Genomic DNA, 22,788 nt, shown 5'->3' with positions numbered 1-22,788 from the left:
AAGCAGGTAAGCGCCGCTTTTCACACCGGAAATTTTTATCAGTCCTGACGCAATACCTGATGGCCGTGGGCGATCAGCGCGTCGGTAACTTTACGCATCATGCGGCTTTCCGGCGCAAACCGATGCCAGTAAAGCATACGACGCTGGAACAGGCCGGGTGTCAGGTCAATCAGTTCACCGCTTTCCAGCTCTTTCTCAATCTGTAAATGCGGGATCATACAACAGGTGGTGCCCTGACGGGCCAGCTGCACGAAGGCTTCCGACGAGTTAACGATATGACACGGAACGCTGCCCGGCGACAGATCGAAGTTCTGTTGCAGAAAGGCCTGGTGCATATCATCCAGATGGTCAAACGCCACCGCTGGTGCTTTCAGCAAGGCGGAGCGGGTGACACCATTCGGGAAATAGCGATCGGCAAACGGTTTGGAACCGACAAATAAATAGTCCAGCGCGCCAAGCTGATCCACCAGACAACTCGGCAGCGGCTGTGGCTGAATACTCACCGCACCGACCACTTCGCCGCGACGCAGACGTTCCTGCGTGCGCGTTTCATCTTCGACCTGCAAATTCAGACGGATAGGCGAATCGACCAGCACCGATTTCAGCGCTGGTAACAGCCAGGTCGCCAGACTGTCGGCGTTGACCGCCAGCGAAAGCAGCAATGGCGTATCGTTGCTTTCATTATTGCTGTCACTGCCCAGCCACTCTTCTTCCAGCAGTTCCACCTGATGCAGCAATGCGAGTAATTTCTGACCCTGTTCGGTCGGACGGGGCGGTACAGTACGCACCAGCAAAGGCTGGCCGAACAAATTTTCCAGTTGTTTAATGCGCTGAGAGACCGCCGATTGAGTGATGCAAAGCTTCTGTGCTGCGCGCTCAAAACCGCGCTCGCGGATCACCGCATCCAGTGCCTGCAGCGTTCTATAGTCCGGGCGTTTCATCGGAGTTCTGTCCCTTAGATTTAATTTTATCCGAACACTATGCCACAGATTGTCAGGATTTGTGGTGAGGAAAATCTTTGTGTTTGCAGCACAATTGCACTTAATAAGTGTGATCTGGCTGCGGTGTTGCTTATCCAAATTGTCGGCACATGCTTTATAATCACCGCCACTATTCGTTCCATCGAAGCATTCACGCCACTTTCGTGTTATCAGACAGAGAAGCCATTATGACGCAGGAAGAATTGAAAAAAGCAGTCGGCTGGGCCGCACTGGATTACGTCACGCCGGGCACCATTGTCGGTGTCGGCACTGGATCCACAGCCGCACATTTCATTGACGCACTGGGTTCCATCAAAGGCCAGATTGAAGGCGCGGTTTCCAGTTCCGACGCCTCTACCGCGAAACTGAAAAGTTTAGGTATTCACGTTTTCGACAGCAACGAAGTGGATTCGCTGGATGTGTATGTCGATGGCGCTGATGAAATCAACGGCTCAATGCAGATGATTAAAGGCGGTGGCGCAGCGCTGACCCGCGAAAAAATCATTGCGGCGATTGCCAAAAAATTCATCTGTATCGTGGATGCTTCCAAGCAGGTTGATGTGCTGGGTAAATTCCCGCTGCCGGTGGAAGTGATCCCGATGGCGCGTTCTTATGTGGCGCGTGAACTGGTGAAACTGGGCGGTCTGCCGGAATACCGTCAGAATGTGCTGACCGACAACGGCAACGTGATCCTGGATGTGCATAACCTGAATATTCTGGATGCTGTTGCGATGGAAAATAAGATCAACAGTATTGCCGGTGTGGTGACTGTCGGCCTGTTTGCCAACCGTGGCGCTGACGTGGCGCTGGTCGGCACTTCTGAAGGCGTTAAAACTGTTAAGCTGAAATAAGCCAGCGATAAGCAGAAGATCTGGCTGCTCATAGAAAAGCAGCCAGACACACTCCTGTCATAACGCAATGTTATGAAGATGATAATTTTCTGGATGAATCATCTTTTCTTCAAAAGCCTTAATTTGGTGACTTATGTCACATTCCTAACATTCTCCTCCTGAACGTCTGGCTCCATAAATTCTAACCAGCACGAAATGCTGAAAACCATCAGGCGAAGTGAGCCTTCTGCTACGGGGCAGGCAATCGTTTGTATTGATGATGGCGAATTTTTTGTTATGTTGACTGAGCAGTCACCTAGCAGTTCGAATTCAGCCAGTAAAATATAGGGTCGGGAAATGGCAAAAGTATCACTTGAGAAAGACAAGATTAAATTTTTGTTAGTGGAAGGCGTCCACCAAAGTGCGGTTGATACACTCCGTGCCGCGGGTTACACCAATATTGAATTTCACAAAGGTGCTTTAGATACGGAGTCGCTGAAAGAATCGATCCGTGATGCGCACTTTGTTGGACTCCGATCGCGTACTCAGCTGACTGAAGAAGTGTTCCAGGCAGCCGAAAAACTGATAGCTGTTGGGTGTTTCTGTATCGGGACTAATCAGGTTGATCTGAAAGCCGCGACGCGCCGCGGTATTCCGGTCTTCAATGCACCGTTCTCTAATACCCGTTCGGTTGCCGAAATGGTGCTGGGCGAAATGCTGCTGATGATGCGTGGTATTCCTGAAGCCAACGCCAAAGCGCACCGCGGTATCTGGAACAAACTGGCGGTCGGCTCCTTCGAAGCGCGTGGTAAACGTCTGGGGATTATCGGTTACGGCCACATCGGTACGCAGCTGGGGATCCTGGCGGAAAGCCTGGGAATGCGCGTCTTCTATTATGACATCGAAAGTAAACTGCCTTTGGGCAACGCACAGCCGATTGCTACTCTGGAAGAACTGCTCAGCACCAGCGACGTCGTTACGCTGCACGTGCCGGAAACCCTGAGCACCAAAGACATGATTTCTGAAGTGCAGCTGGCGCAAATGAAGCCGGGCGCACTGCTGATCAACGCCTCACGCGGTACGGTCATCGACATTGCTGCCCTGTGCAACGCACTGCGCAGCAAGCATCTTTCCGGTGCGGCAATCGATGTCTTCCCGGAAGAACCAGCAACCAACAGCGATCCCTTCATTTCTCCGCTGTGTGAATTCGATAATGTATTGCTGACGCCACACATCGGCGGTTCTACGATGGAAGCGCAGGAAGGTATTGGTCTGGAAGTGGCAGGTAAACTGGCAAAATACTCAGACAACGGTTCAACGCTGTCAGCGGTTAACTTCCCGGAAGCCTCTTTGCCAGCGCATACCGAGAAAGCCAGCCGTTTGCTGCATATTCACGAAAACCGTCCGGGCGTGCTGACCAGCATCAACCAGATTTTCGCGGAGCAAGGCATCAACATTGCGGCACAGTACCTGCAAACCAGCCCTGAAATCGGTTATGTGGTCATCGACGCAGAAACGGATATCAATACGCTGACTACCGCGCTGCAACTGATGAAGGCCATTCCGGGCACCATCCGCGCACGTCTGCTTTACTGATCGTATCAGCCGTAAATAACAAAGCCGCCGAAAGGCGGTTTTTTTGTTTGTGGCATCAGGGAATTAAAGAATGTCGGGAGGGATATAACCGGGCAACGAAAGCATTCAGAAGTAAAAGGAGAGGGCGACCAGACCACAAAGGATCAACGATGACAGGGTGATTTCAAACTGGTAGCGGCGCAGCATCATCTGTCAGTACCTCGGAATAAAAAACGGAGAAAAAAACACCCGGCGAACCGGGTGTTAAATTAACAGTCTTGATAAGAGCGAGCAGTGATGCTCACGAAGACTTCTTCGTTACGTCTTATGCTGCCGGAGTTGCTTTCGCAGCTGGTGCAGCTTTCTTAGCATGTTTTACATGTTTTTTAGCAGCCTGCGCTTTCTGAGCTACTGGCGCAGCTTTCTTAGCGTGTTTCACGTGTTTTTTAGCAGCCTGCGCTTTCTGCGCTACTGGTGCAGCTTTCTTAGCGTGTTTCACGTGTTTTTTAGCAGCCTGAGCTTTCTGGGCTACCGGTGCAGCTTTCTTGGCGTGTTTCACGTGTTTTTTAGCAGCCTGAGCTTTCTGAGCTACCGGTGCAGCTTTCTTGGCTGCTTTTTTGTGTTTCTTGGCAGCCTGAGCTTTTTGCACAGGTTTTTTGTGTGCTTTATGTTTAGTCGCATGAGCCGGAGCAGCGGTAGTCGCTGTTGCAGCGGGTGCCGGAGTTGCAGTGGTTTCAGCAGCGAAAGCAACTGAAGACAGGCCCATTGCAGCGGCTACAACCAGAGCTAATACTTTTTTCATGTGTAATTCCTTTAGAATTTTTGGTTTATGTGTCCACCCCACTGCGGGGCCGGTGAGAGAATAATAGGCGTGACGGCTTGCGCTGTCCGTGAGTGATTGGTATCGGCGTGTAACGGTATGTATAAAATGAGGATGTTCTTTATTTCAAAGAGTTAGCTGTGATGTATTACGCGCTGCGCAGAAAGATAACTTGCTTAGTTACAACATACAAATGGATTGCACAATATGTCTGCCGTATCTGTACTTTACTGTGATGTTTTAGTGCCTGGCATTACCATGTCCATACTTTCGCGGGCGTAATCACCTGAGGCAAAGGCACATCCCAGTATTCCACCGGCAAAGCATCGACATGCTGACAATCGTGCGCAAGACCTATCGGATATGCCCCGCTTTCCTGCCAGTGCTCAAGGGTGCGGTCATAAAAGCCGCCGCCCATACCTAAGCGTTGTCCGGTGCTGTCGAAAGCGACCAGCGGCGTCAGGATGATATTCAGCTGTGATAATGGAATGACCTGCGTGACGTCCAGCTGTGGCTCCAGAATTTTGAGGCGATTGCGGATCAGCGGGGTATCGGGCGTGTAACGCAGAAAAAGCAGATTGCCCGCAGAGAAAGGGTGAAGCACCGGCAGACAAAGCTGTTTGCCTTCGCGCCATAGCCGGTCGATCAGCGGTTTTGTATCCAGCTCGCCATCAAAGGACAGAAAGACGGAAATTGTTTTTGCGGATTGAATCTTTGGGTGTGTAGCGACACGTTCTGCTGCCTGAAGCGCAAATTGCGATTGCTGTTCAGCGGTCAGATTATTTCTGCGTTGACGTATTTCAGTGCGGATAGTTTGTCGGGCTGATGCAAACAGAGGTGTGTAGGGCATAGATACAAACACCAGAAAGGGATGTACCGAAAAGAAAGGGGAATCTCCGAGATGCCGTCGCAGGCTGTAACCCTTGAACCCATGGTTCAAGGTGAACGTGCTGTCGCAATCTTTAGGCTTCTCGGACGGACCGAGCATGCGCACCGATTACGGATCATCACATTCTGTTGGTACTAATTATCGGCTCAGGGGACGGGCCCGCTGGCGAACATCTCAGAGAAATTTTTTACCGTTTCTGACGACCTGTGACCAGTCAGTCAGCAACGTGTGTTATTCGAAAGGCGCCCCTTCACGTTCAGAGATCCGGCCTTGTTCGAGCAATGCCTGCTCGATGGTTTGTTGCAACATCCGGATACGTTGTTCCATATTGGATGCGTAGTCGCGCGTTTTCAACCTTTCCTGAGCAAGTTCGTGACATACGTTCAATGCCGCGATGAAAACCAGTTGCTCTGTATTGGTGACTCTAGTGCGAACTTTCAGATCTTGCAACCGCTGATTAAGATCATCAGCTGCCAGATTCAGTGCTTCCTGTTGTTCTGGCGGACAATTCACTCGTAAAGAGCGACCAAAAATTTGAATATCTACCGGTTGTGCAGACATGCCACCTTCCTGCTGAATTATTCGTCCGCCCCAACGTGACCACTACGACCTGGCGCAGGATGTTGGAAGCGGGCGCCACTATAACTATCTCAATACCAGGTTACAACCCCATGACCGACTGACTGCTGCCCGATTGTTCAGGGCGTGCCATTCATGCCTTATACCACCCGATCGCGGGCTGCTAATCTGGTACTACGACAGACCTTGGTGGTAGCATAACACGAACTTAACCAGCCAACGATGGCGAATGCGCATGTCTATTGAGAATACTTACCCTACTTACGATTCGTTGGATCAAAACCTGAAACAACAATCGGTTGCTTTGACCGCAGCAGAAATGCACGGTTTGATCAGTGGCTTGCTGTGCGGTGGCAATCGCGACGGCAGCTGGCTGACGATGGTGCATGATCTGACTAATGAAGGCATGGCCTTCCCGCACACACTGGCAGATTTGCTACAGCAACTGCGCAAAGTGACGTCAGACACCCTCGAAGATGACAGCTTCGAATTCAAAATGCTGATGCCTGATGATGAAAAACACGTCTTTGAGCGTGCCGATGCGCTGGCTGGATGGGTCAACCATTTCCTGCTCGGGCTGGGAATGATGCAACCAAAACTCGCTAAAGTGAAAGGTGAAGTCGGTGAAGCTATCGACGATTTGCGTAGCATCGCGCAACTTGGTTACGACGAAGATGAAGATCAGGAACAACTGGCGCAATCTTTAGAAGAAGTGGTGGAGTACGTTCGCGTCGCTGCCATTTTGTGCTTTGGTGAATTTGGTCACAGCCGCCCGACGGCTGCGGAAAATCACCGTACATTGCACTAATTAAAACGATGCATTAATTAAAACGATTTCAGGAGAAGGTGATGACTCAGCAAGAGTACGAGAATCGTCGTCAGGCGCTGTTAGCGAAGATGGCACCGGGAAGCGCTGCGATAATTTTTTCTGCGCCGCAAGCAACACGCAGTGCCGACAGTGAATACCCGTATCGTCAGAGCAGTGATTTCTGGTACTTCACCGGTTTCAATGAACCGGAAGCTGTGCTGATCCTGGTGAAAAGTGATGAAAATCATAACCACAGCGTGCTGTTCAACCGCGTACGTGATCTCACCGCTGAAATCTGGTTTGGTCGTCGTTTAGGTCAGGAAGCTGCGCCCGCCAAACTTGGCGTGACTAAAGCGTTGCCTTTTGACGATATCAACGATCAGCTTCATCTGCTGCTTAACGGCCTTGATGTGATGTATCACGCGCAGGGCGATTACGCCTATGCCGACGAAATCGTAAACCGTGCAATGGAAAAACTGCGCAAAGGTTTTCGTCAGAACTTCTCTGCTCCGGCAACCGTCATCGACTGGCGTCCCTGGGTGCATGACATGCGCCTGTTCAAATCGGCGGAAGAAATTGCCATCATGCGCCGGGCCGGAGAAATCACCGCGCTGGCTCATACCCGTGCGATGGAAAAATGCCGTCCGGGCATGTTTGAATATCAGCTTGAAGGCGAAATTCATCACGAATTTAACCGCCACGGCGCGCGTTATCCTTCCTACAACACCATTGTGGGCGGCGGCGAAAACGGCTGCATCCTGCATTACACCGAAAACGAATGCGAACTGCGTGACGGTGACTTAGTGCTGATCGACGCCGGTTGTGAATATCGTGGCTATGCCGGTGATATCACCCGCACGTTCCCGGTGAACGGTAAATTCAGTAAAGCGCAGCGTGAAATCTACGACATCGTGCTGGCGTCAGAATATAAAGCGCTGGAGGTCTTCGGGCCGGGCAGCAGCATTCAGGCCGCGACCGAAGCGGCAGTGCGCGTCATGATTGAAGGTCTAGTGAAACTGGGCGTGATGAAAGGCGACGTTGAGACCCTTTACGCCGAGCAGGCACATCGCCAGTTCTTCATGCACGGTTTATCTCACTGGCTGGGGCTGGACGTGCATGACGTCGGTCATTATGGCTCAGTTGATCGCAGCCGTACGCTGGAACCGGGCATGGTACTGACCGTTGAACCGGGTCTGTATATCGCGCCGGACGCTGACGTACCGGAAGCGTATCGCGGTATCGGTATCCGCATCGAAGACGACATTCTGATCACCGCCACCGGCATTGAAATTCTGACCGGCGATGTGGTGAAAGAAGCCGATGATATTGAAGCATTAATGGCGGCGGCACAGAAATAATATGAGCATCGTAATTGTTGGCGGCGGAATGACCGGTGCCTCTCTGGCGCTGGCGATTTCCTCGCTGACGAAAGGCAGTTTACCGGTGCATCTGGTGGAGGCCACTGCGCCGGAACATCACGGGCATCCGGGTTTTGATGCCCGCTCAATTGCGCTGGCGCAAGGAACCTGTCAGCAATTAGCCCGCGTCGGCATCTGGCCAGCGCTGAAGGCTATCGCCACACCGATCCGTGATATTCACGTCAGTGACCGCGGTCATGCGGCCTTTGTGAATCTCAATGCCGCCCATTACGGCGTAGAAGCACTGGGGCAGGTGGTTGAGCTGCACGAAGTTGGCAAGCGTCTGTTTGGCATGCTGAAAAAGGCGCCCGGCGTGACGCTACATTGCCCGGCGAAAGTCACCGATGTCGCGCGCTCGCAAGATTCAGCCAGCGTGACGCTCGATACCGGCGAAACGTTGCACGCACAGCTGCTTGTGGCCGCAGACGGTTCGCATTCTTCGCTGGCAAAAGCCTGCAATATTGGCTGGCAGCGTGAAGATTATGGTCAGATTGCCGTCATCGCTAACGTGGCGACCAGCGAGCCACACAACGGCCGTGCTTTTGAGCGATTCACAACACACGGGCCGCTGGCGCTGCTGCCGATGTCGGATGGCCGCAGTTCTCTGGTCTGGTGTCATCCGCGAGAAGCGAAAGAAGAAATCGATAACTGGAGCGAGGCGCAGTTCCTCAGCGAGCTGCAAAAGGCGTTTGGCTGGCGTCTGGGCACCATGAAACAGGCCGGTAAACGTTTCAGTTATCCGCTGCAATTACAGAAAGCTAACAGCCATATCAGCCATCGTCTGGCGCTGGTCGGCAATGCGGCGCAAACGCTGCATCCGATTGCCGGACAGGGCTTTAACCTCGGTCTGCGCGATGTCATGACGCTGGCGGAAACGCTATCCGGAGCGGCGGCGAAGGGCGCCGATGTCGGCAGTTATCGCGTGCTGAGTGAATATCAGCAGCGCCGTCAGCCCGATCAGCAGGCAACCGTCGGTGTAACCGATGGCCTGATCCATCTCTTTGCCAACCGCTGGCTGCCGCTAATGGTCGGACGTAACCTCGGTCTGCTGGCGATGGAAGGCATCACGCCGTTGCGCGATGCTTTCACCCGCAGGACGCTGGGTTGGGTTGACCGTTAATCCTTACAGGAACAATTATGCAATCTTTTGATGTGGTTATCGCCGGTGGCGGAATGGTCGGTCTGGCGCTGGCATGTGGTTTACAGGGCAGCGGCCTGCGTGTTGCGGTGCTGGAAAACCAGCAGCCGGATCTGGATTCACCGTTACCGGAACAGCCGGGTTTGCGGGTTTCTGCTATTAATGCTGCCAGTGAACGTCTGCTGAAATTTATCGGCGTCTGGGACAACATTATTGCTCAACGCGCGAATGCCTATCAGGGGATGGAAGTTTGGGATCGCGACAGCTTCGGCAAAATTGCGTTTCGCGGCGAAGAGTACGGTTTCAGCCATCTTGGCCACATTGTCGAAAATCAGGTGATCCACCGCGCCTTGTGGCAACGTGCGGAAAAATCTTCCGACATCACTTTGCTCGCACCAGCGACCCTGAAGAATGTGGCGTGGGGCGAAAATGAGGCGTTCATTACCCTCAATGATGACCGGCAGCTCAGCGCACGGCTAGTGGTCGGAGCGGACGGCGCGCAGTCATGGCTGCGCCAGCATGCCGACATTCCGCTGACGTTCTGGGATTACCGCCATCATGCACTGGTAGCGACCATCCGCACCGAAGAACCGCACCAGTCTGTTGCACGCCAAGTCTTCCACGGCGAAGGCATTCTGGCATTTCTTCCGCTGGCCGATGCGCATTTGTCTTCTATTGTCTGGTCAGTTTCGCCAGATGAGGCGCAACGTCTGAGCGCGCTGGAGCCTCAGGAGTTCAACAAAATCCTCGCCAGCACCTTTGACCTGCGTCTCGGTGTTTGTTCCGTGGAAAGCGAGCGTATGACCTTCCCGCTGACCGGTCGTTATGCCCGCAGTTTTGCCGGGCAACGCCTGGCGCTGGTCGGCGATGCGGCACATACCGTGCATCCGCTGGCCGGGCAGGGCGTTAATTTAGGTTTCATGGATGCCGCTGAACTGGCTTCAGAAATCAAACGCCTGCAAAAAGAAGGCAAAGATTTCGGCCAGCATATGTACCTGCGTCGTTACGAGCGCCGCCGTAAACACAGCGCCGCGCTGATGCTGGCGGGTATGCAGGGCTTCCGCGAACTGTTTGCCGGTGACAATCCTGCCAAGAAACTGTTGCGCGATATCGGCCTGACGCTGGCGGATTCCCTGCCGGGCGTTAAACCGAAACTGGTCCGCCAGGCTATGGGGCTGAACGATTTACCCGAGTGGTTACAGGACGATTCGGTTCGATTGAAATAATCTAATTCCAGCTCAATTTTTCCATTACATTTTCTAATCCGGGGTCGGGTTTCTTATTCTGCAAATGGTGAGAAATCCGGCCTTGTCGTTATATAACATCGATACTTTTGATGTTTATTTGTAGATTTTGCGCCATAAACCTCAGTTTGCCAGTCAAAAACTCTGCACAATGCCCCTGTGAAATCACTGACATTCATCCCGCTCTGCATATTTTAACTTATGGTTAGCAGGGAGATTCAGTGGTAAGTTCGAACAAAGGGTATCGTTTGCGCTCCCTGTCATTTTCAACTTTCAGGCAGCCTTTTCGTCATGAGGAATAAGATGGTTAAGCAGACTCAGCTTTATGAACAACATGTTGCGTGCGGCGCGCGTATGGTCGATTTCCACGGCTGGATGATGCCTTTGCATTACGGCTCTCAGCTGGATGAACACCACATCGTGCGTCAGGATGCCGGTATGTTTGACGTCTCGCACATGACCATTGTCGATCTCCACGGTGCACGTACCCGTGAATTCCTCCGTTACCTTCTGGCGAATGACGTCGCCAAACTTACCGTTCCCGGCAAAGCGCTGTACACCGGCATGCTCAATGCCTCCGGTGGCGTGATTGACGATCTGATTGTCTATTTCCTCAATGAAAATTACTTCCGTCTGGTGGTGAACTCCGCCACCCGCGAGAAAGATCTGGCATGGATTTCGCAGCATGCTGAACCGTATGACATTGAACTGACCGTGCGTGATGATCTGGCGCTGGTGGCTGTTCAGGGGCCGCAGGCGAAAGAGAAAGCCGAAACGCTGTTTACCGCAGAACAAAAACAAGCGGTCGCTGGAATGAAGCCGTTCTTCGGCGTGCAGGCAGGTGATCTCTTTATCGCCACTACCGGTTACACCGGGGAAGCAGGTTATGAAATCGCACTGCCGCAAGAGCAGGTGGCTGATTTCTGGCAGAAACTGCTGGCAGCAGGTGTGAAACCTGCCGGCCTGGGCGCGCGCGACACACTGCGTCTGGAAGCGGGCATGAATCTCTACGGTCAGGAAATGGACGAAGGCGTTTCACCGCTGGCAGCCAATATGGGCTGGACCATCGCGTGGACACCTGAAGACCGCAACTTTATTGGCCGTGACGCACTGGAAAGACAGCGCGAGCAGGGCACCGAACAGCTGGTCGGCCTGGTGATGACCGAGAAAGGCGTATTGCGTAACGAACTGCCGGTGCGATTCACCGACAGCGCGGGCAACACGCTGGAAGGCGTGATCACCAGCGGCTCATTCTCTCCGACGCTGGGCTACAGTATTGCTCTGGCACGCGTTCCGGCGGGCATTGGCGAACACGCCATTGTGCAAATCCGTAACCGCGAAATGCCGGTAAAAGTCACCAAACCAGGTTTTGTCCGTAACGGCAAACCGCTGGTGCAGTAAAAAATTCGTAATAAAAATTATCCAGTTAACGCTGAATTAAGCACTTTTTTGGAGAAAATATAATGAGCAATGTTCCAGCAGATTTGAAATACGCCTCTTCCCATGAGTGGGTTCGTTCAGAAGGCAACGGCGTTTACACCGTAGGTATCACCGAACACGCGCAGGAATTACTGGGCGACATGGTTTTCGTTGATCTGCCAGAAGTTGGCCGTGAAGTGGCTGCCGGTGAAGACTGCGCCGTGGCGGAATCCGTTAAAGCGGCTTCAGATATTTATTCTCCTATCAGCGGCGAAATTGTGGCTGTTAACGGCGAACTGGAAGGTTCTCCGGAGCTGGTAAATAGCGAGCCATACGGCACCGGTTTCCTATTCCAGATTAAAGCATCAGACGAAAGCGAACTGGCTAAGCTGCTTGATGCAGAGGCCTATTCAGCATCAATTGAAGACTGATTAAATACTGTTTTACCCGCCCCGTAACCCGCTTACGGGGCAGATCCAGACCCGTAGCTTTTGTCAGTATCCCAAGACACCTCCAGCAGATTTCAGGAATGCGTAGCAAATGACTCAGACTCTCAGCCAACTTGAACACAGCGAAGCCTTTATTGGCCGCCATATCGGTCCGTCTTCTCAGCAGCAGCAACAGATGCTGGAAACGGTCGGTGCGGATTCCTTAAATGCGCTGATCCAGCAGATCGTTCCGGTCGATATCCAATTGCCGGGGCCACCAGCCGTCGGCGATGCCGTGACGGAACATCAGGCTCTGGCTGAGCTGAAAGCCATAGCCAGCCAGAACCAGCGCTACAAATCCTATATCGGTATGGGCTACAGCGCGGTGCTGACGCCGCCGGTTATCCTGCGCAACATGCTGGAAAATCCGGGCTGGTACACCGCGTATACCCCGTACCAGCCGGAAGTGTCGCAGGGCCGTCTTGAAGCGCTGCTGAACTTCCAGCAACTGACGTTAGATCTTACCGGTCTGGATCTGGCTTCTGCTTCTTTGCTCGACGAAGCGACTGCCGCCGCGGAAGCGATGGCACTGGCAAAACGCGCCAGCAAACTGAAAGACGCTAACCGTTTCTTCGTGGCTGACGACGTGCATCCGCAAACGCTGGACGTAGTTCGTACCCGTGCGGAAACATTCGGTTTCGACATCATCGTCGATAAAGCCGAAAAGGTGCTCGAGCTGGAAGGCGTGTTCGGCGTGCTGTTACAGCAGGTTGGCACTACCGGCGAAGTGCACGATTACACGGCGCTGCTGGCTGAGCTGAAATCCCGCAAAATTATCACCAGCGTTGCCGCTGACATTATGGCACTCGTACTGCTGGCCGCACCGGGCAAACAGGGCGCAGACGTGGTCTTCGGTTCCGCGCAACGCTTTGGTGTGCCGATGGGTTATGGCGGTCCGCACGCGGCCTTCTTCGCCTGCGTAGACGAATTCAAACGTTCCATGCCGGGCCGTATCATCGGGGTTTCCCGTGATGCCGCGGGCAAAACTGCACTGCGTATGGCGATGCAGACCCGCGAGCAACATATCCGCCGCGAGAAAGCCAACTCCAACATTTGTACCTCGCAGGTTTTACTGGCCAACATTGCCAGCCTGTATGCAGTATTCCACGGCCCTGAAGGCCTGAAGCGCATTGCGTCACGCATTCACCGTCTGACCGACATTCTGGCTGCTGGCCTGAAACAGGGCGGCCTGACGCTGCGCCACAACACCTGGTTCGACACGCTGACCGTTGAAGTCAAAGATAAAGCCGCCGTGCTGGAACGCGCGCTGAGCTTTGGTCTGAACCTGCGTACGGATATTCATGGCGCGGTGGGTATTACCCTCGATGAAGCCACTTCCCGCGAAGACGTTCAGGTGCTGTTCGCTGCCCTGCTGGGCGATGACAACGGTCTGGATATCGACAAACTGGACAAAGCGGCATCGACCGACAGCAACTCCATTCCTGCGGCGATGCTGCGTGTGGATCCGATCCTCACCCATCCGGTATTCAACCAGTACCACAGCGAAACCGAGATGATGCGTTATATGCACCGTCTGGAGAAAAAGGATCTGGCGCTGAATCAGGCGATGATCCCGCTGGGTTCCTGCACCATGAAACTGAATGCTGCGGCAGAAATGATCCCGATCACCTGGCCGGAATTCGCTGAACTGCATCCGTTCTGCCCGACAGAACAGGCTGGCGGTTATCAGCAAATGATTGGCCAGTTGTCACAATGGCTGGTTCAGCTCACGGGTTACGACGCGGTTTGTATGCAGCCAAACTCCGGCGCGCAGGGCGAATATGCCGGTCTGCTGGCTATCCGTCGCTACCACGAAAGCCGTAACGAAAGCAGCCGCCACATCTGTCTGATCCCAAGTTCAGCGCACGGCACTAACCCGGCATCCGCGCAGATGGCGAGTATGACTGTGGTGGTGGTCGCGTGCGACAAACAAGGCAACATCGACCTGAGTGACCTGCGTGAGAAAGCCGCGAAAGCAGGCGACGAACTGTCTTGTATCATGGTGACTTATCCGTCAACGCACGGCGTTTACGAAGAAACCATCCGCGAAGTTTGCCAGATTGTGCATCAGTACGGTGGTCAGGTTTACCTCGACGGTGCGAACATGAACGCCCAGGTTGGCATCACGACGCCGGGTTATATCGGCGCGGACGTTTCGCACCTCAATCTGCATAAAACCTTCTGTATCCCGCACGGCGGCGGCGGTCCTGGCATGGGGCCTATCGGCGTGAAATCCCATCTGGCTCCGTTCGTTCCGGGTCACAGCGTGGTGCAAATTGATGGCGTACTGACGCAAAACGGCGCGGTTTCTGCGGCACCGTTCGGCAGTGCTTCCATCCTGCCAATCAGCTGGATGTACATCCGCATGATGGGCGCGGAAGGTCTGAAACAAGCCAGCCAGGTCGCAATTCTGAATGCGAACTACATCGCCACCCGCCTGAAAGACGCCTATCCGGTGCTTTATACAGGTCGCGATGGTCGTGTGGCGCACGAATGCATTCTGGATATTCGCCCGCTGAAAGAGACCACAGGTATCAGTGAAATGGATATCGCCAAACGTCTGATCGACTACGGATTCCACGCCCCGACCATGTCATTCCCGGTGGCAGGTACGCTGATGGTTGAGCCAACCGAATCAGAAAGCAAAGTGGAACTGGATCGCTTTATCGATGCGCTGCTGGCTATCCGCAGTGAAATCGACCGCGTGGCGAAAGGCGAATGGCCGCTGGAAGACAACCCGCTGGTGAATGCACCGCACGTGCAGAACGAGCTAGTCAGCGACTGGAACCATCCGTACACCCGCGAAGTGGCGGTATTCCCGGCCGGTTATGACAATAAATACTGGCCGACCGTGAAACGTCTGGATGATGTGTACGGAGACAGAAACCTGTTCTGTTCCTGCGTACCGATGTCAGATTACGAGTAAAACTGCGGTATGCTCCCTCCCCCTTCGCAGGGGGAGGAGCTAAAAAACTGGATTGTTCACTCCCCTGCGCAGGGCGAGGAGCTAAGCCAAACTCCCCTTTCTTTCAGTTTCTCCTACACTTTCTTCATTTTCCCAATGGAGTCACTCATGAAAATTGCTCTCGTCACTGGCGCCAGCCGTGGCATTGGCCGTGCAACAGCTATTCTTCTTGCGCAGCAGGGTTACGCCGTCGGCGTGAATTACCTTAATAACGACATCGCAGCGCAATCTGTTATCGATGAAATCCATCAGGCTGGTGGTAAAGCGATAGCGCTGAAAGCCGATATCGCCGATGAAGCGCAGGTTGTCGCGATGTTCAAACAGTTGAGCGCTGAACTCGGGCCGATTACCGCGCTGGTGAATAACGCAGGGATTTTGTTCCAGCAGACAACCATCGAAAATCTCTCTGCCGAACGCATCAACAAAGTGCTGTCCACCAACGTGACCGGTTACTTCCTGTGCTGCCGCGAGGCGGTGAAAATCATGTCGCACCGGCATGGCGGAAAGGGCGGGGCGATTGTGAATGTGTCTTCGGCGGCTGCCCGTCTGGGTGCACCGGGTGAATATGTGGATTACGCCGCATCGAAAGGCGCGGTGGATACCTTAACCACTGGTCTGGCGCTGGAAGTGGCGGCGTACGGTATTCGCGTTAACTGCGTGCGTCCGGGTCTTATCTACACCGAAATGCATGCCAGCGGTGGTGAGCCGGGGCGTGTCGATCGCGTGAAAGCTAATCTGCCGATGCAACGCGGCGGTCAGCCGGAAGAAGTGGCAGAGGCGATTTCCTGGCTGCTGTCGGATTCCGCCTCCTATGCGACCGGCAGCTTTATCGAGCTGGCGGGCGGCAGGTAATCAGAATAAATTATGAAAAACGGGGATCGCTCCCCGTTTTTTATCTCACTTATATCCCGATTAAGAACGTCATCGGTTCACCGGCTTCCGTGAAATCACGGTTACTTTTCCCGTTAAGTTCCCCTTCCGCCAGCGTCGAAGGCGTAATCTTTTTCGATGATTTCACTTCCCCGGTTTTCACCGGTTGTGCCGCCGGATTCCACCCGCGTATCACCCAGTGTTCACCGCGTTGCGACTTTTTCAGCGTGCTGAAATGCAGCGGCGTATCCCAGCTCAGCAAACTATAATCAGCCGGAAATTCTCGCCCGTGCGGATTAAGCCGGAAGCGCGACCAGCCGGTGGCCAGATACGCCAGCATCGGTGTTTTCCATTCTTCCACGCGCCGCCAGAAAGCGGCATCAGGCGCGCCAGTCAGCGGCATTACCGCCAGTGAACAATGATGAATGCCGGGGATTTGCGATTCAGGCGAAGGCAGAACCATGCCCGACGCGCGTCCCGGCCGGTAAGGCATGTTGGCGCGTCCCAGCCAGCCGACGCTGCGCAGTAAAGTGATCGCCAGTACGTCGTTTTGCCCTTCGGGAATTTCATACTCGCGTAGTCCTTCGGTCACGGCGCACAGTCCGCGTTGTTCGTCGTGCATCATCACCAGACTTTGCATCGGATACAGCGCAGCGGGGGCTTCACTCCAGTTTTCGTCCTCCCAGATTTTCATCGCGGCAGGCTGATTATCGCGCTTGATCAGCCCGAACGGCTGGTCGGCGAAATGCACCCGACTGGCCGCGCCGGTCGGCAGCAACACCTGCAAACGATGATCGCGGATCTGATTATTCACGGTGATATCCACGTTCAGCTCCGGCGAATTGTGCGCCAGCGTCAGGGTTATCGCGACATCAAGCACGGCGTCCGTCAGCCTCTGCTGGCGTGAATTCAGATCCTGCGGAACCGGCAGCCGGTAGCGCAACACCATCCGGTTAAACAGGCTGCCGCCATCGGTATGGCATTCCAGAAAATGGTCATCACCGGTAATTTTCCAGTCTTCCTCCGGCGGCGAATAATTGTAGTTATCGCCCGCATCCCCGCCGTCCAACAGTTGCAGCAGATGATGATAATGCTGGCCGCTGCGTTTGTCGGTCAGCGTCAGCACGCCGTGCGCATCGGCACGCAGATGCAGAAAATGATTCTCCAGCTGATGAGTATTTACCGTATGCGCAAGATGGCGGGAGATTTCACCGGGCTTAAACCACAACGTGGTATAGCCGCAAGCCGGGACATTTTTCACTTCCACCTGCAACTCACATTTACGGAACCAGGTAGTTTCGGTGCTGTTCGACAGCTCCTGTACCACCGTCGACATATCCTGCGGCTGCTCGCTTAACAGCTGCCAGTGACAGTCATTGCCTTCGTTGTCGCACAGGCGGAAATCACGTTCCGGCGTCATTACCGTCAGTGTCACTGTGCCGCTGCGCTGACGTGGCAGACTGTTAAACAGCACGATTTTTGTGCCGTCCTGCGTCGCGGTGACCCCTTCGCTGAGTTTCTGGAAGTTAAGATCCAGCAGCTGTTCCGCCATTTCCAGGCCGGAAAGCAGACGGTTTTTCACCATCGCATTCACGCGATCCGAATTGCAGCCGCCGATGCTGTCATGGGCGTGAGATTTCATCGCTTCGCGCCAGATAGTGTCCACCGTGGTTTGCGGATACGGCAGGCCGAGGGCGGCATTGACCGTCAGCAGCGGTTCAAGATACTGGCTGACTGTTTTCTCCAGTTTCGCATTCAGTTTTTTGATGTCGATGCGGGTCGAGAAAATGCCACGATGGATACGCATATATTTCGGGCTGAGCAGCTCGCCGTGATAATCCGGCAGCTTTTCGCGCTGTATTTCCAGCGCCGCAAAAAAGTCACTGAAACTGCTGTTCACATAGCGAAAATCATCCTGCTGCTGATTCAGCGTCTGCAACATTTCCGGCACCTGATATTCAAACGGCGACTGGTCATTGCCGTTAGGTAACAGAATCTGGTCGGTGGCGGCAAACTGCGCCTGTTTGTGGCTGACTTTCAGCACCACCGGCAGCGCCTCTTGCGCGTCGGCAGGTAACCATTTGGCACAGCCGTAACCCCAGGGCAGCACCGCCGTAGTGACCTGACTGCCGTCGTTGCTGTGCCAGATAAACTCGGTTCTGGCGACGTCATGCTCACTCCAGCCACGCCAGAGCACTGCGTGACGGATGCCGAACTGATTCAGAAACATCGGCAGCTGTGCGCTCTGGCCGAAGGAATCCGGCACATAACCGACCGGCATTGGCGTGCCGTATTTGCGTGCGCCTTCCATCCCCAGCAGCAAATTACGGGCGATGGATTCCGCGCCCACCACCAGAAAATCGGTTTGTGTATACCACGGGCCGATGAGGATCTGCCCGTCGCGAATAAGCGCGGTAAGGCGCGCAAGATTTTCCGGCGCGACCTCCAGATAATCGTCGAGGATCACCGTCTGTGCATCGAGCACGAAAGGCGGTAGCTGCGGATCGGCTTCCAGCCGGTTAATCAGATCATCCATAAAATAATAAAGGACGGCTTTGGAATCATTTTCAGTGAAATACCATTCGCGATCCCAGTGGGTGTGCTGAATCAGATGGACGGTTTTCATTGGCGGTTCACCTTAAATTTGGGTGCAGCAGAGGCAGCGGGTTTACTCACGGTTTCGGTATCACCGTGGCGGAATACCAGCAAGGATCCGAAAGCGACCACCGCCGAGCCAGCGGCAATCGACAGCACGTAGACCGGCCAGCCATCTACCGCCAGCCAGCCGTAGAAACCGGAAATTGGCGCATGGTTCACCGCGCCCAGCCCGACCGCCATTGCCGCACCGAGCGCGGAACCCACCACGTTAATTACAATAATTTTAGGATTTGACAGCGCGAAAGGAATCGCCCCTTCCGACACGCCGATAAGCCCCATCAGCGTCGAAGCTTTACCCGCTTCGCGCAGGGATTCGGGGAAACGCTTTTTCCACAGTAATGTCGCGACGCCTAAGCCAATGGGCGGAATGATGATTGCCACCTGCGCCGCAGTATTCGGGTCATAAATGCCGGAAGCCAGCAGTGCCATCGCTGTGGTGACCGCCGCTTTGTTAACCGGACCGCCGAGATCAAACCCGACCATGCCGCCGATCACCGCCGCCAGCAGGATTTTATTGGTGCCGGACATCGTCATCAGCCAGGCTTCCATACCGCGATTCAGCGCTGCCAGCGGCGTGCCGACCACAAACGCCATGATGATGCAGGTCAGCAACGTGCCGCCGACCGGCAGAATAAAAATGGGGCCGGCGGAGGCCAGCGCACGCGGCAGTTTAATGAAACGCACCATCCAGCGGACGATATACCCCGCGACAAAACCGGCCACCAGCGCGCCGATAAAACCGGTGCCGAGATTGCTGGCCAGCAGCCCGCCAATCATGCCGGGGGCGATGCCCGGTTTATTCGCCAGCGCGAAACTGATGTATCCGGCGACAATCGGCAGCATCAGCGAAAGCGCCAGCCCGCCGAAACCGTCAAACTGATGCAACAGTTTCACAATCTGACTGGCGGCCTGCGCGTGGCTGTTGTCCCAGATATTATCGATGCCATACATCGATGCGCCGATACGCGCGATGCCCATGATCACCGCACCGGCGATCACGAACGGCAGCATGTAAGAAACGCCGGTCATGATGGCATTTTTCACATCCGTACCGACGTGTCCGCCACTGCCTTCTGCCCTGAATTTAGCCATTTGCGACCTCCTGTTCGATCGCTTCGAAAACTGCGTCGCCGTGTTTGATCGGATCACTGACGCTGCATTCGAGCGTGATCATGCCGTCGAAACGTTCTTTATTATTGATGGCGACATCGGCGGCAAGAATAACGCCGTCGGCACGCGCCAGATCGTCTTCGGTAATGACATTTTCTGCCCCCAGACTCCCCTGAGTTTCGACTTTAATTTCGTGTCCGCGTTTTTTTCCCAGTACTTCAAGCGATTCTGCGGCCATATAAGTATGGGCAACACCGGTCGGGCAGGCAGCAATACAAACGAAATACATAATGAATACCTCGGGTTTGGCGTGATTTCAGACATAAAAAAAGCACAACGGCGAAATTGCGCGTTGTGCCTTCAGGGGAAACAACAGAAATAAAATCAGATTCCGTGGCCGGCGCGCCGCTCAGACGATGGCAGCAGCGTAACTGGCTGACTAAACGCGATAAATTACAGAACTCCAGAAGCTGCCGCAACTGAACCACCAGGCGAACGCTGACGGAAATAGCCTTATGATCCGCATGGGAAATAAATGGCGGCTTTTTGACTTCCTGAAACAGAGAATTTCCGGCGCAGCACCAGAGTTGTTTCCACTGGTCACTGAAATCCGCAGAATTTATTTCGGCGCTTTCTTCTGTGGCTGCACTCAGATTATCGACAGAATTAAAACAGCAGCATCCCAATATAAACGCTTTTATTCCGCAGACTGGCGTCAGCAGAATCAGTAACAGGCGTTTTATATCGGAAGATAAAAACATAAGTGCTCCGCAAAAAGTGAACCTGTAGTAAACAGGAATCAGAAAATGAGCGCTGTGATGTTCTGCACAAACCCTGTTCGCTTTCTTCAAACGGTCAATACCACGAAAACGGTCATTAACGGTCAGCGCAAAGCGCGAGGAATTGTGACCGTTTGCAAATCTGTTGCTGTCTTGTTGCAACGCAAATGACGATTTAATGCCGTTCCCGCCACAGATCCAAACTTTAACATTTCATCTTTTCTCAGCTTTTCGTGACAACTATCACAGGACGATTGTGGCAAAAAATGCCCGCAGTCGCCTTTGAGGCACTGCGCATTCCGCAAACATCCGGCTGCGTATCCTATTTGACATCGGGAAAGAGGAATCACCACATGCTGCCAGTAGAGCGACATCGTTATATCACCGAAATTCTCAGCCAGCGCGGACGCATTCTGGTGCAGGAAGTGGCGCAGTTATGCCGCATCTCGCTGGAAACGGCGCGGCGGGATCTGGCGCTGCTGGAAAAGCGCGGCGTGTTGTTACGCAGCCACGGCGGCGCGGTGTTTATGGAGCATTCGTCGGCGGAAAAAACCTACGTACCGTCGCAGATTGAACAGGGCGAATCGTTTCGGGATCGCAGTAATCAGTCGCCGGACAGTAAAACACGCATCGCCAAACGGGCATTACAGCTGATTAACCCCGGCGATTGTCTGCTGCTCGACAGCAGTTCCAGCAGCTGGTTTCTGGCGCGCCAGTTGCCCGATATCCAGCTGGTGGTGCTGACTAACTCGGTACACATCATTCAGACGCTGGCAGTGAAAGCCAACGTGCGGGTGATCGGGCTGGGCGGTGAGTACTCGGCAAAATACGAAGATTTTGTCGGCGTGCTGGCTGAACAAATGCTGAAAGAGTTCGTCATCAACAAACTGTTTTTCTCCTGTCACGGTATCAGCCACGAAGGCGGTATCCGGGAAAGTAACGAGCATCATGCGCGGCTGAAACAGCAAATGCTGCTTTCCTCCGAGCACAAAATTTTGCTGGCTGACTCCAGCAAATTCGGCCGCCGCTCTTTTGCGCGGATCTGCCACTACCGGGAAATTGACACACTGATAACAGACCATCTGGAGGATGAAGAATTCCGCCAGGAACTGGCCTGGAGCAACGTTAACGTGATTGAAGTTTCTCCGTCACCCCTACAGAAAAAAACTAAAAACAGCCGCAACGGCCCGTTAGCTGCGGCAAATAACTGACCTACCAGGAGAGTAAACATGATCAAGAAATCCGTTCTTGCCTGCCTGTTCGCTACAGCCATGTTGTCCATGTCAGCGCATGCCGCCGACAAAATCCGCATGGGCGTGGTCGTGAAAGTGGGCGGTAACGCCTGGTTCAACGCGATGGAAGCCGGGATCAAAAGCGAAGCCGCCAAACGCGGGATCGACGCGTGGCAGGTCGGGCCGACCAGCGCGGATCCGGCGTTGCAGGTGCGTGCGATTGAAGATCTGATCGCCCAGAAAGTGGATGTGATCGGCGTGGTGCCAAACGACGCCCGCGTGCTGGAGCCGGTGCTGAAACGCGCTCACGATGCCGGGATCAAAGTCATCGTGCATGAATCGCCGGATCAGAAATATGCCGACTGGGATTTCGAAATGGTCGATGCCACGCAGCACGGCATTAATCACATGGTCGCGCTGGCGCAGTGCATGAAAGAGAAGGGCGATTACGCGGTGTACGTCGGCAGTCTGACCGTGCCTTTGCATCAGAAATGGGCCGATGCCGCCATCAATTACCAGAAAGAACACTATCCGAATATGCATCTGGTCGGCGACAAATTTGGCGTGGGTGAATCACTTGATGACAGCATCCGTACCACCAATGACCTGATGTCCAAAGATGCCAACCTGAAAGGCATTCTGGCGATCGGCTCTCAGGGGCCGATTGGCGCAGGCCGCGCGGTACTTAACCGTGGCAAAACTGACGACATCTGTGTGTTCGGGCCATTCAGTCCGGGCCAGGGCGCAAGTCTGGTGAAAGCCGGTGCGATTAAAGGCGGCTTTATCTGGAACCCGATGGTCGCCGGTGAAGTCTTCGTGCGTATCGCCGAGAAACTGGAAAAAGGCGAAAAAATCACTGACGGCATGACCATTGAAGGCATGGGCAAAGTGAAAGTCGACGAGGCAACGCACACCATTCTGGGCAACGAAACCGAAAGCCTGGATAAAGCGAACCTGCCGAAACTGGTCAAAATGGGGCTGTAATC

At 54.0% G+C, this 22,788-nt stretch carries 20 protein-coding genes and 1 other RNA gene; 12 read left to right on the top strand and 9 right to left on the bottom strand.

Annotated features, from left to right (window positions below; genetic code table 11):
- Positions 1–38 precede the first annotated feature (38 nt).
- Positions 39–941: a LysR family transcriptional regulator ArgP gene (locus tag D5398_RS04735; RefSeq protein WP_013576793.1), complete on the bottom strand. Its 903-nt coding sequence runs from the start codon at positions 939–941 to the stop codon at positions 39–41.
- Positions 942–1,168: 227 nt separating this feature from the next.
- On the opposite strand from D5398_RS04735, the gene rpiA reads away from it, so the two are divergent.
- Positions 1,169–1,831 (top strand): ribose-5-phosphate isomerase RpiA, encoded by a 663-nt coding sequence (gene rpiA, locus D5398_RS04730; protein WP_013576792.1) that lies wholly within the window; start codon positions 1,169–1,171, stop codon positions 1,829–1,831.
- Between the two features lie 336 nt (positions 1,832–2,167).
- On the top strand, positions 2,168–3,406 hold the full coding sequence (gene serA / locus D5398_RS04725) for a phosphoglycerate dehydrogenase (RefSeq protein WP_120506536.1): 1,239 nt from the start codon (positions 2,168–2,170) through the stop codon (positions 3,404–3,406).
- Positions 3,407–3,511: 105 nt separating this feature from the next.
- Here the strand turns inward: serA and ydgU are convergent, their stop codons facing one another.
- The 5 genes from ydgU to zapA all read right to left on the bottom strand — a co-directional run bounded on the left by ydgU (position 3,512) and on the right by zapA (position 5,655).
- Positions 3,512–3,592, bottom strand: a complete 81-nt coding sequence (ydgU, locus tag D5398_RS25890) for a small membrane protein YdgU (RefSeq protein WP_476655299.1) — start codon at positions 3,590–3,592, stop codon at positions 3,512–3,514.
- A 118-nt stretch (positions 3,593–3,710) separates the two neighbouring features.
- Positions 3,711–4,187, bottom strand: coding sequence for an acid resistance repetitive basic protein Asr (gene asr / locus D5398_RS04720; RefSeq protein ID WP_120506535.1), 477 nt, complete (start codon positions 4,185–4,187; stop codon positions 3,711–3,713).
- Between the two features lie 271 nt (positions 4,188–4,458).
- The gene (locus tag D5398_RS04715) at positions 4,459–5,055 is read right to left on the bottom strand and encodes a 5-formyltetrahydrofolate cyclo-ligase (RefSeq protein ID WP_120506534.1); all 597 of its coding nucleotides are present in this window, start codon (positions 5,053–5,055) and stop codon (positions 4,459–4,461) included.
- A 39-nt stretch (positions 5,056–5,094) separates the two neighbouring features.
- Positions 5,095–5,278: non-coding RNA, 6S RNA (ssrS, locus tag D5398_RS04710), on the bottom strand.
- Positions 5,279–5,325: 47 nt separating this feature from the next.
- Positions 5,326–5,655 carry a cell division protein ZapA gene (gene zapA / locus D5398_RS04705; protein ID WP_112290630.1) on the bottom strand — a complete coding sequence of 110 codons (330 nt, stop codon included), beginning with the start codon at positions 5,653–5,655 and terminating at the stop codon, positions 5,326–5,328.
- Positions 5,656–5,908: 253 nt separating this feature from the next.
- On the opposite strand from zapA, the gene D5398_RS04700 reads away from it, so the two are divergent.
- From D5398_RS04700 to D5398_RS04665, 8 genes are all read left to right on the top strand, one after another.
- Complete coding sequence (locus D5398_RS04700) at positions 5,909–6,481, top strand: YecA/YgfB family protein (protein ID WP_120506533.1); 573 nt, start codon at positions 5,909–5,911, stop codon at positions 6,479–6,481.
- A gap of 41 nt (positions 6,482–6,522) precedes the next feature.
- Positions 6,523–7,839, top strand: a complete 1,317-nt coding sequence (gene pepP / locus D5398_RS04695) for a Xaa-Pro aminopeptidase (protein ID WP_120506532.1) — start codon at positions 6,523–6,525, stop codon at positions 7,837–7,839.
- Position 7,840: 1 nt separating this feature from the next.
- A complete protein-coding gene (gene ubiH, locus D5398_RS04690; RefSeq protein ID WP_120506531.1) occupies positions 7,841–9,019 on the top strand; it encodes a 2-octaprenyl-6-methoxyphenyl hydroxylase in 1,179 nt (392 codons plus the stop codon).
- A gap of 17 nt (positions 9,020–9,036) precedes the next feature.
- The gene (gene ubiI / locus D5398_RS04685) at positions 9,037–10,263 is read left to right on the top strand and encodes an FAD-dependent 2-octaprenylphenol hydroxylase (protein WP_120506530.1); all 1,227 of its coding nucleotides are present in this window, start codon (positions 9,037–9,039) and stop codon (positions 10,261–10,263) included.
- Between the two features lie 321 nt (positions 10,264–10,584).
- Positions 10,585–11,682: a glycine cleavage system aminomethyltransferase GcvT gene (gene gcvT / locus D5398_RS04680; RefSeq protein ID WP_120506529.1), complete on the top strand. Its 1,098-nt coding sequence runs from the start codon at positions 10,585–10,587 to the stop codon at positions 11,680–11,682.
- Positions 11,683–11,744: 62 nt separating this feature from the next.
- Positions 11,745–12,131 carry a glycine cleavage system protein GcvH gene (gcvH, locus tag D5398_RS04675; protein ID WP_120506528.1) on the top strand — a complete coding sequence of 129 codons (387 nt, stop codon included), beginning with the start codon at positions 11,745–11,747 and terminating at the stop codon, positions 12,129–12,131.
- A gap of 109 nt (positions 12,132–12,240) precedes the next feature.
- A complete protein-coding gene (gene gcvP / locus D5398_RS04670; protein ID WP_120506527.1) occupies positions 12,241–15,114 on the top strand; it encodes an aminomethyl-transferring glycine dehydrogenase in 2,874 nt (957 codons plus the stop codon).
- Positions 15,115–15,261: 147 nt separating this feature from the next.
- On the top strand, positions 15,262–16,005 hold the full coding sequence (locus tag D5398_RS04665; RefSeq protein ID WP_120506526.1) for an SDR family oxidoreductase: 744 nt from the start codon (positions 15,262–15,264) through the stop codon (positions 16,003–16,005).
- A gap of 49 nt (positions 16,006–16,054) precedes the next feature.
- Here the strand turns inward: D5398_RS04665 and D5398_RS04660 are convergent, their stop codons facing one another.
- The 3 genes from D5398_RS04660 to D5398_RS04650 are packed head-to-tail and all read right to left on the bottom strand — an operon-like array spanning position 16,055 to position 20,080.
- On the bottom strand, positions 16,055–18,649 hold the full coding sequence (locus D5398_RS04660; protein WP_120506525.1) for a glycoside hydrolase family 38 N-terminal domain-containing protein: 2,595 nt from the start codon (positions 18,647–18,649) through the stop codon (positions 16,055–16,057).
- The gene (locus tag D5398_RS04655; RefSeq protein ID WP_120506524.1) at positions 18,646–19,773 is read right to left on the bottom strand and encodes a PTS fructose transporter subunit IIC; all 1,128 of its coding nucleotides are present in this window, start codon (positions 19,771–19,773) and stop codon (positions 18,646–18,648) included. Before D5398_RS04655 ends, D5398_RS04660 begins: the two co-directional genes overlap by 4 nt.
- Positions 19,766–20,080, bottom strand: coding sequence for a PTS fructose transporter subunit IIB (locus D5398_RS04650; RefSeq protein WP_120506523.1), 315 nt, complete (start codon positions 20,078–20,080; stop codon positions 19,766–19,768). The genes D5398_RS04655 and D5398_RS04650 overlap by 8 nt, the downstream gene beginning before the upstream one ends.
- Positions 20,081–20,923: 843 nt before the next feature.
- Here D5398_RS04650 and D5398_RS04640 point away from each other — a divergent pair.
- Entirely contained in the window at positions 20,924–21,781 is an 858-nt protein-coding gene (locus D5398_RS04640) for a DeoR/GlpR family DNA-binding transcription regulator (protein WP_120506521.1), read from the top strand.
- Between the two features lie 18 nt (positions 21,782–21,799).
- Positions 21,800–22,786, top strand: coding sequence for a substrate-binding domain-containing protein (locus tag D5398_RS04635; RefSeq protein ID WP_415838481.1), 987 nt, complete (start codon positions 21,800–21,802; stop codon positions 22,784–22,786).
- The last annotated feature ends 2 nt before the right edge of the window (positions 22,787–22,788 follow it).

The organism is Rahnella bruchi (assembly GCF_003614975.1).
In the GTDB taxonomy this organism is placed as follows: domain Bacteria; phylum Pseudomonadota; class Gammaproteobacteria; order Enterobacterales; family Enterobacteriaceae; genus Rahnella; species Rahnella bruchi.
This window is presented reverse-complemented; position numbering and strand designations above follow the sequence as displayed.